Source organism: Chryseobacterium sp., assembly GCF_029240215.1.
Lineage (GTDB): Bacteria > Bacteroidota > Bacteroidia > Flavobacteriales > Weeksellaceae > Chryseobacterium.
The window spans coordinates 149,304-164,905 of sequence record NZ_JARBTK010000001.1; the positions used below are offsets into that span (position 1 = coordinate 149,304).

The window sequence follows — 15,602 nt, forward strand, 5'->3', positions numbered from 1 at the left end:
TAACTATTTGCAACAAAAGCTAACTTTTATTGGTTGCAGGCTGAAAATTTATTCTGCCATGAATGCACAAATACATTATAGTAAAACATTCGCATTCACTACAGCTAAAAATAAATATTCAGAATTTAAATTTTATGAAAACTTTAACAACGTCTTTTTTCTTTAGGAATAGTTCTTGTTTATTCTACAACATATAACACTTAAATACTATATTATTATGGACAATCAAGATTATAACAAAGCAGAAAAAGCAGTTGACAATACTGAAGATTCTTTAAGAAGTACTGCCAACGACGCTAAGTGGAAAGTAAGTGATTTGGCAGATAAGGCCAGAGATTATATCAACGAAAAGCGGAATAATGATGAGGAAGCTACTCATGAAGGATGGCTTGACAGAGTAAAAGCTAATGCTTCTGACACTTGGGAAGACATCAAAGACGGAGCAAGTGATGCGTGGGAAAAAACTAAAGATGCTGCTGAAGATGTAAAAGCAGAATGGAACAAGAAAACGAATTAGAAAATTCAGTCTTTTAAATATATTCAAAGAAAATGGAGTCTTTTTACAAAGGCTCCGTTTTTTATTATGTGCTAAACACAAATTATTCCTACATTTGTAAATATTAAACATTAAAAAATTATGTCATACGGTTTACTTAAAGGGAAGAAAGGAATTATTTTTGGAGCCCTTAATGAACAATCTATCGCATGGAAAGTTGCTGAGAGATGCCATGAAGAAGGCGCTGAATTTATATTGTCTAACGCTCCTATCGCTTTGAGAATGGGAGAATTGAACGGTTTAGCAGAAAAAACAGGTTCTGAAGTGATCGGTGCGGATGCAACTTCTACAGAAGATCTTGGAAAACTTTTTGATGCTGCAATTGCAAAATTCGGTAAAATAGATTTTATCCTTCACTCTATAGGAATGTCCGTAAATGTAAGAAAAGGGAAACATTATACCGAAATGAACTACGACTGGACAGAGAAAGGTTGGGATATTTCAGCGGTATCTTTCCACAAAGTGATGCGTACGGCTTGGGAAAAAGATTGTATGAATGAATGGGGAAGTATTTTGGCTCTTTCGTATATTGCAGCACAGAGAACGTTCCCGGATTACAATGATATGTCTGACAATAAAGCCTATCTTGAAAGTATTGCAAGAACTTTCGGAAACTATTGGGGCGAAAGAAAAGTACGTGTCAATACGGTTTCTCAGTCACCGACAGTTACTACAGCAGGAAGCGGAGTAAAAGGTTTCGGAGGATTCCTTGGTTATGCGGAAGATATGTCTCCGCTAGGAAATGCAACCGCTCTTGAATGTGCAGATTACTGTGTTACTCTTTTCTCTGATCTTACTAAAAAAGTAACGATGCAGAATCTTTTCCATGACGGAGGTTTCAGCAGCTCAGGAGTTACTCAAAAAGTGATCGCAAAATATGATACTGAAAACTAAGATCTGAAGATTTAGTTTAAATAATAATATACCGAAGCAATATTTTGCTTCGGTTTTTTGTTTAAATTTTTCTACAATAAATCAAATCGGCGGCACCTTTGGTGCCGCCGATTCTTAAAATAAAAATGTTAATATGAAGTCTATAAAATTACAGTTTGTATAGAATGTGCAGGTGCAGATAACTTGGCTGACATTCCCTCAATCCAAAGATTGGTATCGATATCATTGTCGGAGTCGTTCATAATAACGGTTACCAATTGTCCGTTTTCATTCATGAAAGTTGTTGATGTTAAAGCTGCTCTGTTGGATGAGGTTCCAATTCTTTGTGCATTTGGTTTGATAAATTTCGAAACATGACCAACATAATAATATTCATAGGTATAATGAACCTCTCCGGTTTTCGTATCTGCAATAATTGGTGCAAAACAGAAGTTTCCGACATGGTTTGGTCCGCCAGTTTCGTCAAGAAGGACATTCCAATCCGTCCATAAAGCGGTGCCTTTATTGAAATCGTTGATCATATTTTTTCCGTACAGTTCACCCAAACTTACATCGTAAATTTTAGACATATCGAATTGCTCTTTACAACCTTCGGTAAAAGCTAAAAACTTGTCAGGAAAAGCTCTTTGAGTTTCCAATAAATTATCAAAAAGCTGCGTTTTATTATTCCATGTTTCGTACCAGTGGTAGCCGATTCCGTGTGCATATTTTGAAGTTTCCGGATCGCTCAAAGTAGTTGTTGCTCTTTGATAAATCAAATCACGATTGTGATCCCAAATCATTACTTTTTTATCTTTAAAACCATTTTTCCAAAGCGTTGGTCCTAAATTATTTTTAAGAAAAGCACCTTCTTCTTCCGCAGTATAAATACAGGATTCCCAAGTTTGAGTAGCCATTGGCTCGTTCTGAATTGTCAACCCCCAAACATTAATTCCTTTTTTTTCATATTCTTTGATGAATTTCACATAATAATCTGCCCAGGTCTGGTAATACTGATTCTCCAATCTTCCTCCTTTCAATAAACTTTTATTAGATTTCATCCAAGCCGGCGGGCTCCACGGAGAAAAATAAAAGGTAAAATTGTTTCCGATCGCCTTTTGAGCTTCTTTAATCATCGGAATTTTATACTTTTCATCATGAGAAACATTGAATGATTTTAATGATTGATCATTTTCCGTTACATAAGTATAAGAATCGCTTGAGAAATCACACGAGTTCATATTGGTACGAACAACCGTGTATCCCAGCCCATTTTTGCCATAATAAGCATCAATAATTTCTTTCTGTTTATTCTTTGGAAGTTTATAAAAAGTTTCAGCAGCAGCATCTGTGATGGCACCACCGATTCCGATTAATTTTTGATATTTAAAATCTGGATCTACAAAAATACAGGCATCAGTTTCTTTCGGCTGATCCATTTTCTCGAATTTCACCATTCCTTTTTCGACCATTTTTTCGCTGGTTTTAGAATTGGTAAAAATTACTCTCGCCGTTTTTCCTGCATTTTTTTTCCAGTAATTTTGTGCGTTTGCATTGAAAATCATTCCTACAACAAAACAACTTACGACTAATTTCTTCATAATTTCTTTCTATTTTTCTGAGCAATCTGCTCACTTCATTATTTATTTTCGTAAACCCTTACATAATCGATGTAATATTTTTGAGGGAAAATGGTATCATCAATTCCTTCTTTTCCACCCCAGGTTCCGCCAACAGCCAAATTTAAAATGATAAAATAGGGATGATCAAAAGGCCAGGCTTTATATATTTTTTCTTTATTTTCATAGGTGAAAAACTTATGATCATCGACATACACATCAATTTTATCGGGCGTCCAATCTGCTTTATACACATGGAATTTTTCACTGGCATCTTTTACGATCAATGTATCGGTTTTTTGAGTTCCAACAGTATGATTGTAATTTTTAGTGTGAACCGAAGCATGAATATATCCATGATTATAGCCGACATGCTCCATAATATCAAGCTCACCGTCATCGGGCCATTGCTTCATATTTTCGCTCATCATCCAGATGGCAGGCCAGGTTCCGCGACCTTTTGGAAGTTTGGCTCTTATTTCAACCGTTCCGTATTGAAAGGAAAACTTTCCTTTCGTTAAAAGTCTTGCAGATGTATATTTATTCTTTTCCCAATTTTCTTTTTTGGCTTCAATGATAAGATTTCCGTCTTCAACTCTTACATTTTCCAAGCGATTTTTGGTATAAAACTGAGCTTCATTATTTCCATAACCATTGCCTCCAATATCATAGTTCCATTTTGTGGCATCGGGTAATCCTCTTCCGTTAAACTCGTCATTCCAAATCAATTTTCTGTTTGGATCGGGCTTATTTGAAGCACAATTTAACGATGAAAAAACCAAAATTCCTCCGATAATTAATTGAGAAATATGTTGAAGTTTTATTTTCAAAATTTTTGAATTAATTTTTACTGTTTTCAAAGTTTGTCATGCTGGAAGCATCTCTACAAAGATTATTTAGATTCTTTCAGAATGACAAACTCAATGTTAATAAAGTCTTTACAAAAAATGTTTAGTCTTTTACCACCAAAAGCGGATTTTATCCCGCTCTTATTAATATAAATTGGCATTATTTATTCCAATTAATTCTTTTTATCTGAACATTTTGAGAATCCGTTCCGACCATAATGTCGAATTCTCCGGCTTCCCAATCATAATTTAATGCATCATCATAAAATTTTAAATTTTCCGGAGTCAGCATAAAGTTTACGGCTTTATTTTCTCCTTTTTTGATGAACACTTTTTGGAAACCTTTCAATTCTTTCACAGGTCTTACGACTTTTCCCACTAAATCTCTGATGTATAACTGCACCACTTCTTCCCCATCGTAATTTCCGGTGTTGGAAACGTTTACAGTAATATTTAAAGTCTGATTTCCTTTAAGGTTTGTCGAACTTAAATTCATATCAGAATATTTAAACTGAGTATAACTTAAACCATAACCAAAAGGGAATTTCGGATCATTATCCAAATCGATGTAAGCCGAAACATAGTTTCTATCTGTATTGTTTTTCGCTGGCCTTCCAGTGTTGTAATGATTGTAATAAACCGGAATTTGCCCTTCTGTTCTGGGGAAAGTCATTGGTAATTTTCCGCCCGGATTTACTGTTCCGAAAAGAACGTCTGCGATAGAATTTCCCGCTTCCGTTCCCAACCACCAAGTGTAAACAATTGTTGGAATATTTTCTGCCGCCCAATCAAAAACTAAAGGTCTTCCTGCGTTGATCATTAAAACAATTGGTTTTCCTGTTTTTGCAATTTCTTTCAATAAATCTTCCTGAACTCCCGTAAAATGCAGGTTACTTCTACTTTTCGCCTCACCGCTCATTGCTGACCCTTCGCCTAAAGTCATGATCACAACATCTGCTTTTTTTGCCGTTTCCACTGCTTCAGCAAACATCGATTTATCCTGATCATCAACATTGGCACCTTTTGCATATAATAACGTTGAGTTTTTGTCTAATTGATTTTTAATTCCGTCAAACTGAGTGATAATTCTTTGATTGTCATCTTTAAATGCAACCGACCAAAAGCCGTGATTAGCAACTGTTTCTTTACCGAAAGGTCCGATCAATGCAATCGTTTTCGTAGATTTTGAAAGCGGAAGAATATTTTTTTCATTCTTTAATAAAACAATACTTTTTGAACCAAATTCTCTTCCGAATTTTCTATTTTCCTGATTGTTTAGCTGTTCTTTCTGTCTTTTTTCGTTGCTAAATCTGTAAGGATCATCAAATAATCCCATTTCGAACTTTTTAACCAAAATTCTTCTTGCTGCATCATCGATCAACTTTGGATCAACTTTACCTTCCTGAACCAATTTCGGAAGTTCAACCATGTAAGCACGGCTTTCCATATCCATATCGCTTCCTGCAATGATTGCTTTTTCTGCAGCTTCTTTATTGTCTTTTGCGTAACCGTGAGGAACCATTTCACCAATACTTCCCCAATCTGAAACCACAAATCCCTGATAGTTCCATTTACCCTTTAAAAGGTCTCTTAAAATATATTTGTTTGCCGTTGCCGGAATTCCATTAATATCATTAAAAGAATTCATAAAAGTGGCAACACCTGCTTCTGCAGCTGCTTTGAAAGGTGGCAAATAGGTTTCGTTTAATTGTCTTAAACTCATGTCAACAGAATTGTAATCTCTTCCGCCAACTGCTGCTCCATACGCTGCAAAATGCTTTGCACAAGCCATGATCGCATCAATATTTCCCAGACCTTTTCCTTGAAAACCTTTGATTCTAGCCAAACCAATTTGAGTTCCCAGATAAGTATCTTCACCCGAACCTTCCATCACTCTGCCCCATCTCGGATCTCTTGCAATGTCGACCATCGGCGCAAACGTCCAGTGAATACCATAAGCCGAAGCTTCTGTTGCGGCAATTCTTTCAGATTTTTCAATTAAACTTAAATCCCAGCTTGCAGCCTGACCTAAATTCACTGGAAAAGTCGTTCTGTATCCGTGAATGACGTCTTGCCCAAACAACAAAGGAATTCTCAATCTCGATTTTAAAGCTAATTCCTGAAACTTTCTTGTTTCTTCAGCTCCCGCCACGTTGAGCATGGAACCAACTTTACCCTTTTTAATTTCGTCTAAAACTGTTGCAGAATTGGAATTTTGAGGACCTGTGGCATATTCAAAACCGCTATATTGAACAAGCTGTCCTACTTTTTCTTCTAATGTCATTTTAGACAACAGCTCAGAAACCTTCTGATCGATTGTCTTTTGCCCAAAAACATTCATCCAAAATGCTGATAATAGTAATAAGAACGAAATTTTCTTCATGTTGTTATTTTTAAAAAACGTATGTTGCCACCGAGTTGCCTGATAGGTTGACTGTCGACGTTTTTCCGTTATATTTTATATTAAATGTTTCTTCATTTTTTGATCCGTTTTGCACAACCAAAATTTTCTTTCCTGCAGGCGTAATGAAAGCTGCAGTATAAAGATTATCGGTTTGTGTAGAAGCAATTCTTCTTGAATCAGCAGGAATAAATTTTGAAGCATGAGCAATAATATAATAGCCAACATTTCTGGTAAAGTTTTCACTGTCAGAAATAGTAATTGCACCTTTGCATTCTGTACAACCTCCGTCAGTGTGAGGTTTGTATTTTGTATCATTAGCTAAATTCCATTCCAAAGCTATTTTGCTCCAGTTTCTCATAGAACCGATAATCACGTTTTTGGTATGCCAATTTAAGTCTTCATTAAAAGTTCCTTTCGCGCCTGTCCATTGCTCGGTAAAATACAAATTTTTATCTGGAAAAGCAGCATGAACAGTACCTAAAGCTGAAATTTCGCCTTCATATAAATGGAATGCAGAACCATCAATATATTGAGAAACTTCAGTATCGCTTAAAATATTGGTAACATATTCGGGTTTGTTGCAATTGTGATCATAAACCACAATTTTAGTTTTAATATTATTTGATTTAAAAATCGGACCTAAACTTTTCTTGATAAAATCTTTCTGTTGGTCTGAAGGCATATACAAACTCGGATTATTTCCGGGATGTAAAGGTTCATTTTGAGGAGTTATTGCATTAATTGTAATTCCTTCTTTCTGCATTCCCTGAATATATTTTACAAAATATTTTGCATAAGCATCATAGAATTCTGGTTTTAAACTTCCGCCAATTGATTTCCCGTTATCTTTCATCCAGACCGGAGCCGACCAAGGAGCTGCAATGATCTTGATTTTTGGATTTATTGCTAAAATTTCTTTTAGCATAGAAATTAAATCTTTATCTCTTGCTAAACTAAATTTTGAAAGTGAAGGATCTGTCTGCCCTTCCGGTAAATCATCATAAGAGAAAACTTCGCTATCCAAATCGGATGCACCAATGCTTAATCTTAAATAACTTATAGAAATCGAATTTTTATCATTTCCGAAAAGTTCCTTAAGCAGAGCTTTCCTTTTTGAAGGTGAAAGTCTATTGATTACTTCAACACTTCCTCCAGTTAATGTATATCCAAAACCGTCAACATATTGAAACTTCTGAGAATCGTCGATTTCAATATTTTGAATGTTGTTGGAGTTATTTACAAAACTGACAGGAGTCTGCTTCTGTAACTTTATGCTTTCATCGCCTTTTGTAAGCCAAACCTGAACCATGTTTTCTGTATTCGTTACAGATCTACATGATGATAAAGGTAAAAGTACCACCCCACAAAATAGCGGTGTGATACTTTTTAAAAAGAAACTATATAAATTATTAAATTTCATATTAGTTATAACCTGGGTTTTGCTTGATCGCAGTATTCACCAAATCGTTGTACGGAATTGGTAAAATCTCGTTTTTACCAGTGACAAATCCTCTTGATCCTAATTTAGTTGCAGCATCGCCCCATCTTACTAAGTCAAAAAATCGATGACCTTCTCCAATTAATTCTCTTCTTCTTTCATCCTTAATAGCTTGTAAAGAAACGGGAACTGAAGTTAATCCTACTCTTGCTCTAACAGCATCCAATAAAGCCTGAGCTCTTGCACCTGCTCCATTCAAAGCTTCTGCTTCCATCAGATAAGTGTCTGCTAATCTGATTACCATATAATTTTGTCGGAAATTCAGTTCTACAGGTCCAGGTAAATTTGATTTATCAGCTGTTCTAGGTTGAAATTTATTTAGGAAATAACCAGAATCCCTGTAAGCAGGAGAATAAGTGATTTTATTTTCCTGCATGAACTTTTTAGCGTTCAAAATACTTGCATTCATACGTGGATCACCCTGCATAAAGTTAAATAAATCATCTGTCACAGGATTAAATGCCCAACCGGAAACTAAATCTGGAGCATCATTATTTGGGGTTGCTGTTTTAAGGGTATAAGATCTTAATCCTGTCATAATGCAAATTGAGTTCCCTTCATCATTTCCCTGCCCCCAAAATCCCCAATCTGAGCTTCCTTGATTTGTATGCATTACTTCAACAATTGATTCTGTGGTAAATTTATTATCAACTTTCCACAGATCATCAAAATTAGCAACTAGTTTATAGCCATATTGACTGGTTTGACCAGGAGTTCCATTAACGTCTGCAAATTGTGCTGCAGCTTCTGATTTCTTGTTGTCATACAAATAAATCTTGCCCAGAATAGCTTTTGCAGATCCTTGAGTTATTCTTCCTCTATCAGCTCCAGAAACTGTAGCCGGCAGATTAGGTATTGCAGATAGAATATCAGATTCAATCTGGGCATAAACTGTAGCAGGAGGTGCTTGAGGAATATTATAAAAATCTGAATTAGCACTTATTGGTTCTAAAATAAGCGGAACATTTTTAAACATTCTCAGCAACTCAAAGTAATATAAGGCTCTCAAAGTTTTGGCTTCAGCTATAAATCTGCTTTTTTGAACCTCTCCCATACTTGCATCCGGCACTCTTTTGATTACCAGGTTTGCTCTTGCAATACCTTGGTAAAAATCTTTCCAATAACTCAATGGAACAGTATTTTGGTTGATGGTAAAGCTAGAGAACCCTTGAATCCCTGCGCCATCTGTAGAACTTCCTCCACCTGAATAAAAATCATCTGATCCGGCGTTCATAAAGGTTACCGTGTTTTCAAAACCACCGGCATATTTTCTCATAATATCGTAAACACCTACTAAGGCACTGAATGATTGCTCTTCGTTTGAGAAATAATTGTTGGTATCGAATGCTCCCTGATTTTTTATATCTTCTATATAATTATCGTTACACGATGACACAGTGAATACGCTAATTCCAGATAATAATAAAACTGCTATGCTTTTGTATATTTTGTTTTTCATTTTTTTACCTTTTTTAAAATTGAATATTAGCTCCAAATAAGAATGATCTGGCTTGTGGGTAATAAGCTCTGTCTATCCCGAAATCATCACCTGCTGCAATTTCCGGATCGTAACCTGTATATTTGGTAAGTGTAAATAAGTTTTCGGCAGTAATATAGAACCTTACTTTACTGGCTCCTAAACTTTCTGATATTTGCTTTGGTAAACTGTAACCAAGCTGTACCAATTTTACTCTAAGATAATCGCCGTTTTGCAAGTAATAATTAGACATTCTTGAATAATTTTTATTTGGGTCATCCCTGGAAATTCTTGGTGTATCATTTGAAGTTCCTTCACCTGTCCAACGATCTAATATTGCAGTCTGGTAATTGGCATCGAGCATATCTAATCTTCTTAGACCCTGAAAAATTTTGTTTCCGGCTTGACCTTGAGCAAAAATCATTAGATCAACATTCTTATAATTAAGATTAAATGTTAAACCAAATGTATATTTTGGTAAAGAATTACCTAAATATGTTCTGTCATCATCTGTAATTTGCCCATCACCATTAATATCTTTCCATTTAAAATCACCCGGTTTTGCACCAGGAATGATAAGCGATCCGTTTGAATTTCTATAATTGTCTATTTCAGATTGATTTTGGAAGATTCCATCATACTCAAATCCGTAAAAAGATCCGTAAGGCATTCCTAATGCTGCTCTGGAGACAGGTCCCATTGATTGAAATCCTGGTCCATCTATAAATTTTCTTCCATTTTCTAATTTAATAACTTCATTTTTCAGATAAGCAAAATTACCATTTACTGAAACTCCAAAATCTGACCATTTTTTATTGTATCCCAAACTTACTTCTACACCTGTATTATTCATATCCCCCACATTTGCCCAAGGATTTGTAGATACTCCAACATAACCAGGAATACTTACTTGCCTCAAAATATCAGTGCTTTTCTTTTTGTAATAATCTACAGTCAGATTAAAATTTGTGAGAAATTTAATATCTGCAGCAATATTAAGCTGTGAAGTTTCTTCCCAGTGAAGATCGGGATTTTCTAAAGTCGCAGGTGCGTAGCCTGTAATAATTGTATTGTTGCCATTTGTATAATTGCTTCCGGAAACCATATAACTTGCAAACATAAAATTGGCAAACTCATCATTTCCTAATACACCATATCCACCTCTTAGCTTGACTGTATTAATAATCTTATTTTCTGGCCAAAATTCTTCGTTTGAAATATTCCAACCTAATGATGCCGCAGGAAAATTACCCCAGTGTTTGTTACCGCCAAATCGTGATGACCCATCTCTACGCATTGTACCTGTGAACAAATATTTATTATCATAGTCATATGTAATTCTTCCGAAATACGAAGCTTTGTGCGTTTGAATACCATCGTACGCATCAGCATTAATATTTTCTCTAGATAAATCAAAATTAAATGATGCATCTTCCCAATTCTCAACAGGTAAATTGGTATGAGTTACAGTTTGACCATAGCCAATATTGTATTCATATACACCTTGCCCAATCAGAACATTCAAACTGTGTCTTCCCCACTTATTTTGGTAAGTAGCAGTGTTTTCCCAGCTCCATTCAAGTTTTCTATTTGTATTTCTTGACAAACTATTGAATCCTAAGTTACTGTATGTTGGACTTAAATAAAATTTAGGCGTGAAACCTTGATTTCCCCAATAAGATAGTTTTCCATTAATGCTGGATTTGAAATTGAAATGATTTAAAAATTTAACATCCGCAAAAGCATTAGCAACAAAATCATCAGACCAGTTGTCTTTTCCCTGCTGTGTATATCTGAATGCCAATGGATTAGACATTTCTTGATTCACGTAAGGTGAAATTCCGTATGGATTTCCATTTGGATCTCTTACTATAAATGGATTGGTATATAAATTGGGATCTACCATCGACCAGTCTGTAACTACAGCGGGTGTAGTAGGATCTAAATTGATTGCCGAACTCAAAGGGCCTCCAAATTCTCCGTTTGCATTAATTCCTTTTGTTTTATTATTGGTATAAGAAAACGTCTGTCCCACAGTTAACCAATCTAATACTTTATGGTTGGAGTTGATTCTTGCATTAATTCTTCTGTAATTAGAAATATCACGCATTACAATTCCATCCTGGCTGTAATAACCAAAAGATGTATAGAATGTAGATTTATCACTACCTCCGCTAACGCTAAATTCATGAGAGGTTCTTTCAGCGGTATTAAATATTAAATCTTGCCAGTCTGTACCCTTTCCAAATTGTGCCGGATTAGAAAATCTGGCAGGTTTACCATCATTTGTAAATCCTTCATTAATAATGGTAGCATATTGTGTTGCATCTAAAAGATCTAATTTCTTTGCAGCATTTCCGAAACCGTAGAATCCATTATAGGATAAATTTAATCTGCCTTTTGCACCTTTTTTAGTAGTAACTAAAATAACTCCTTTAGCAGCTGATACCCCATAGATTGCAGCAGATGCACCATCCTTCAATATTTCCATACTTTCAATATCAGATTGATTAAGCCAAGAAATATTGTCTACAACGATTCCATCTACTACCCAAAGAGGGTTATTGCTTCCTGCACCAAAACTAGTTACACCACGTACTCTTACAGTAGCATTAGAACCTGGCTGGCCAGAGTTTGATATCACAGTAACTCCAGCTGCTCGACCCTGCAAAACTTGTTCGGGTCTACCCGCTGGAATATCTTCAATATCTGAAGCTTTTAAACTTGATATTGCTCCGGTCACATTACTCTTCTTCTGAGTACCATAACCAATCATAATCACTTCTTCAATTTTCTGTTCCTTTTGAATTGTGTCTGTTGTAGTGTTTTGAGCATTAAAATTGGCAGTAAAATAAAGTACCGCAATCGCTCCCAAACTTCTTGATATTATTACATTCATATACAGTTAGTTTTTTTAATTCTCAAATTGAGACAATAAAAATATATTTTTTTTTAATTATTTAACATCATAATCACAATTATTTTAATATTTCCACTATTTTTGGGGCTTGAAAGGCATAAATTTTATGTTAAATGTCTTAATATTTCATTAAAATTGCCGTAATCTGGTTCCCAAAATGAGCATCAAACCCACAAATATTTCGCTTCCGCTGAGATTAACCTTCTTTATTTTTTCAATGGTACTCAACTGTATGGGGATTGTTATTTTGCAGCTTTCACAGGAAAATATCGGTTATGATAAGCTTGGTTTTTTGGAAGCTTTCAAAGATTTACCTATTGCATTCATATCATTGTTTGCTGTCAATCTCATCAGTAAAGTAGGAACTAAGAAATCTCTGATCGTTGCTTTAGGCATCGTAGGAATATGCTCCTTTATACTACCTTTTGTTGAGGTGTTCTGGTTTTACAAACTTTGGTTTGCAATCATCGGAACTTCTTTTGCGATTGGGAAAATCTGCGTTTATGGCATTATTCGAAATAATATTACGGAAGAAAAATCCTTAGCAAAAACCATGAATAATGTGGAAGCTTCATTTATGATCGGAATTTTCGTGGTCAATGTTGGTTTTGGCTGGCTGATCGCAAGTGAATACTCAGAATACTGGAAATTTGGGTTTATATTTATTTCAATTGTTTCTTTGATCACCATTTATTTATTATCAAAAATTAATATCATTGAAGCAGATAAAAAACTAAAGACCAATATTTTATCTCATTTGATTTCATTTAAGAAGACACCGGTTATTTTATTCTTTGCAGTTATTTTTTTCATTGTATTCACAGAGCAAAGTTTTAATTCTTGGCTTCCTACATTTTATAAAAATCATTTAAAAGTCAATTCATTTTTTGCCATTCAGGCATCTTCAATGCTTGCTGTGTTTTCATATTTCGGAAGAATAATTACGGCAAATGTGATCCAGAGGTTTTCTTTGGTAAAATATTTCATGTATTGTCTTACCTGTATCATTTTGCTTTTAGGTACTATTTTCAGCATTCAATATTTTGGTTCAGATAAATCCGAAATATTACTTTATTTATTCCCTATTATTGGTTTGTTTCTTTCACCACTCTATCCAATTATCAATTCTAAAATGATTTCACATATTGACAGCCAAAAAATAAATACTTTTACTTCAGTAATTGTAATATTCTCTTCATTGGGAAGTTCGGTAAGTTCTGTATTGATGTCAATACTCTTTGAGAATCAACTATTAACGTTCTATTCCCTTTATATTTTGGGAGCCGTTGTGATTATATTTTGTCTGAGTTTATTTTATTTTAAGCAAGATTATCTCAAAAATTAAAAAATAATTTTATTTTTACGGTCATGAAAACTTACGGTTCAAAAAACATCGAAACACTTAAACAGCTTATTGAGGAAAAACATTTTATCCCCAATATTTCCGTTGATTGTACAATTTTTGGTTTTCATGATAACATTCTGAAGGTATTGCTCTTGAAGTATCACGATCTTGATATGTGGTCGCTTCCGGGAGGATTCGTTTTTCTTGATGAAGATCTACGTGAGGCTGCTGACAGAGTTTTGTACGAAAGAACTCATCTTAAAGGTCTTTTTCTTGAACAATTTCACACTTTTGGACGATTAAACCGTACAGAAAACAACGTACATAAAACTTTAATCAATAACAAAGGACTTGACGTGCCGAAAGATCACTGGATCTTGCAGCGTTTTATTACAGTTGGTTATTGCAGTTTGATCGATTTTTCTTTGGCCAATACTTTTCCTGATGCATTTAACGAAACCTGTGCATGGTTTGAGGTAAGCAAACTTCCTAAAATGGCATTTGATCATGACAGAATCATTGCAGACGGGCATCAGTATTTACGCAAAAACATTGATACTCAGATTGCTGCGAGTAACCTTTTGCCGGAGAAATTCACTATGAAAGATCTCCAGTCTTTATACGAGACAATTTTAGGTGAAAAATTCAGGAGAAATAATTTCCAGCGTAAAATACTGAGTATGAACTCTCTTGAAAGGCTTGAAAAATTCTATGACGGTTCCGCAAATAAAGCTCCGTTTTTGTATAAATTTATAAAAGAATAGTTTTTTTCTTTTTTCTAAAAAAATTTTCACAGAAGTGGTGAAAAGTATTATTTTTAGGAAAATTAAATTTCATGTCATATTATCCTCTTACCACCATTCCGGATTATTACGGAATTGATGCTTTACTTACCGAAGAACACAAGCTTATCCGCCAATCAATAAGAGACTGGGTAGAAAGTTTTGTAATGCCAAATATTGATCAGGCAGCACAAAATCACACAGATTTGCCCGGACTAATGAAAGAATTGGGGACAATCGGTGCTTTAGGTCCTTACATTCCCGAAGAATATGGTGGTTCAGGTTTAGATCAGATTTCTTATGGTTTGATCATGCAGGAATTGGAAAGAGGAGATTCTGCGGTACGTTCGGCAGCCTCTGTACAGAGTTCTTTGGTCATGTTCCCGATTAATGAATTTGGTTCTGAAGAACAAAAAAGAAAATATCTTCCCAAGTTAGCTTCCGGTGAAATGATCGGTTCATTTGGACTTACTGAACCCAATCACGGTTCAGATCCTAGTTCTATGGAATCACAGTTTAAAGATATGGGAGATCATTATCTTTTAAATGGGGCAAAAATGTGGATCACCAATTCACCATTATGCGATATTGCTGTGATTTGGGCTAAAAATGAAGACGGAAAAGTACAGGGATTGATCGTTGAAAGAGGAATGGAAGGTTTTACAACTCCGGAAACCCACAACAAATGGAGTTTAAGAGCCTCTAAAACGGGAGAATTGGTTTTCAACAATGTAAGAGTTCCAAAAGAAAATCTACTTCCCGGAGTTACAGGGTTAAAAGGTCCTTTATCTTGTTTAAATTCAGCGAGATATGGTATTTCATGGGGAGTTATCGGTGCAGCAATCGATTGTTACTGTACTGCGGTGCAATATTCTAAGGAAAGAAAACAGTTTGGAAAACCAGTGGGAGCATTTCAGTTACAGCAGAAAAAACTGGCTGAATTTCTAACTGAAATCACTAAGGCTCAGTTGCTTTGTTTACAATTAGGAAATCTTAAAAATGATCATAAAGCGACACCTGCACAAATTTCAATGGCTAAAAGAAACAACGTAAAAATGGCAATTGATATTGCAAGAGAATCTCGTCAGATTCTAGGTGGAATGGGAATCATGGGTGAATTCCCAATGATGAGACACGCTGCAAATTTAGAATCTGTAATTACTTATGAGGGTACCCACGATGTTCATCTGTTGATTACAGGGCTTGACATTACAGGATTTAATGCTTTTTAAAAATTTGTAACTATAAATAAATTATATAAAGGTGACTGAGGTTTTCGA

The 15,602-nt window shown here is 35.0% G+C and carries 11 protein-coding genes; 5 read left to right on the plus strand and 6 right to left on the minus strand.

Translation table 11 applies throughout. The features are described from left to right. Nucleotides 1-217: 217 nt before the first annotated feature. Both K0R77_RS00740 and K0R77_RS00745 read left to right on the plus strand, forming a co-directional pair. Nucleotides 218-517: a hypothetical protein gene (locus tag K0R77_RS00740; protein ID WP_300346256.1), complete on the plus strand. Its 300-nt coding sequence runs from the start codon at nt 218-220 to the stop codon at nt 515-517. 120 nt (nt 518-637) lie between these two features. Then, nucleotides 638-1,450, plus strand: a complete 813-nt coding sequence (locus K0R77_RS00745) for an SDR family oxidoreductase (RefSeq protein WP_300346263.1) — start codon at nt 638-640, stop codon at nt 1,448-1,450. 140 nt (nt 1,451-1,590) lie between these two features. Here the strand turns inward: K0R77_RS00745 and K0R77_RS00750 are convergent, their stop codons facing one another. The 6 genes from K0R77_RS00750 to K0R77_RS00775 form a co-directional block, all read right to left on the minus strand. Next, nucleotides 1,591-3,030 carry a glycoside hydrolase family 30 protein gene (locus K0R77_RS00750; protein WP_300346272.1) on the minus strand — a complete coding sequence of 480 codons (1,440 nt, stop codon included), beginning with the start codon at nt 3,028-3,030 and terminating at the stop codon, nt 1,591-1,593. A gap of 38 nt (nt 3,031-3,068) precedes the next feature. Beyond that, the gene (locus K0R77_RS00755) at nt 3,069-3,878 is read right to left on the minus strand and encodes a glycoside hydrolase family 16 protein (RefSeq protein WP_300346275.1); all 810 of its coding nucleotides are present in this window, start codon (nt 3,876-3,878) and stop codon (nt 3,069-3,071) included. A 178-nt stretch (nt 3,879-4,056) separates the two neighbouring features. Further along, the gene (locus K0R77_RS00760; protein ID WP_300346277.1) at nt 4,057-6,279 is read right to left on the minus strand and encodes a glycoside hydrolase family 3 N-terminal domain-containing protein; all 2,223 of its coding nucleotides are present in this window, start codon (nt 6,277-6,279) and stop codon (nt 4,057-4,059) included. A 10-nt stretch (nt 6,280-6,289) separates the two neighbouring features. Then, complete coding sequence (locus K0R77_RS00765) at nt 6,290-7,720, minus strand: glycoside hydrolase family 30 beta sandwich domain-containing protein (RefSeq protein WP_300346279.1); 1,431 nt, start codon at nt 7,718-7,720, stop codon at nt 6,290-6,292. Nucleotide 7,721: 1 nt separating this feature from the next. Then, on the minus strand, nt 7,722-9,257 hold the full coding sequence (locus tag K0R77_RS00770; protein WP_300346281.1) for a RagB/SusD family nutrient uptake outer membrane protein: 1,536 nt from the start codon (nt 9,255-9,257) through the stop codon (nt 7,722-7,724). A gap of 13 nt (nt 9,258-9,270) precedes the next feature. Then, the gene (locus K0R77_RS00775) at nt 9,271-12,174 is read right to left on the minus strand and encodes a TonB-dependent receptor (RefSeq protein WP_300346283.1); all 2,904 of its coding nucleotides are present in this window, start codon (nt 12,172-12,174) and stop codon (nt 9,271-9,273) included. Nucleotides 12,175-12,352: 178 nt separating this feature from the next. On the opposite strand from K0R77_RS00775, the gene K0R77_RS00780 reads away from it, so the two are divergent. The 3 genes from K0R77_RS00780 (at nt 12,353) to K0R77_RS00790 (ending at nt 15,554) form a co-directional block, all read left to right on the plus strand. Next, on the plus strand, nt 12,353-13,540 hold the full coding sequence (locus K0R77_RS00780) for a sugar MFS transporter (RefSeq protein WP_300346284.1): 1,188 nt from the start codon (nt 12,353-12,355) through the stop codon (nt 13,538-13,540). Nucleotides 13,541-13,563: 23 nt separating this feature from the next. Beyond that, on the plus strand, nt 13,564-14,304 hold the full coding sequence (locus tag K0R77_RS00785) for an NUDIX domain-containing protein (RefSeq protein WP_300346285.1): 741 nt from the start codon (nt 13,564-13,566) through the stop codon (nt 14,302-14,304). A 71-nt stretch (nt 14,305-14,375) separates the two neighbouring features. Then, entirely contained in the window at nt 14,376-15,554 is a 1,179-nt protein-coding gene (locus K0R77_RS00790; RefSeq protein WP_300346286.1) for an acyl-CoA dehydrogenase family protein, read from the plus strand. The last annotated feature ends 48 nt before the right edge of the window (nt 15,555-15,602 follow it).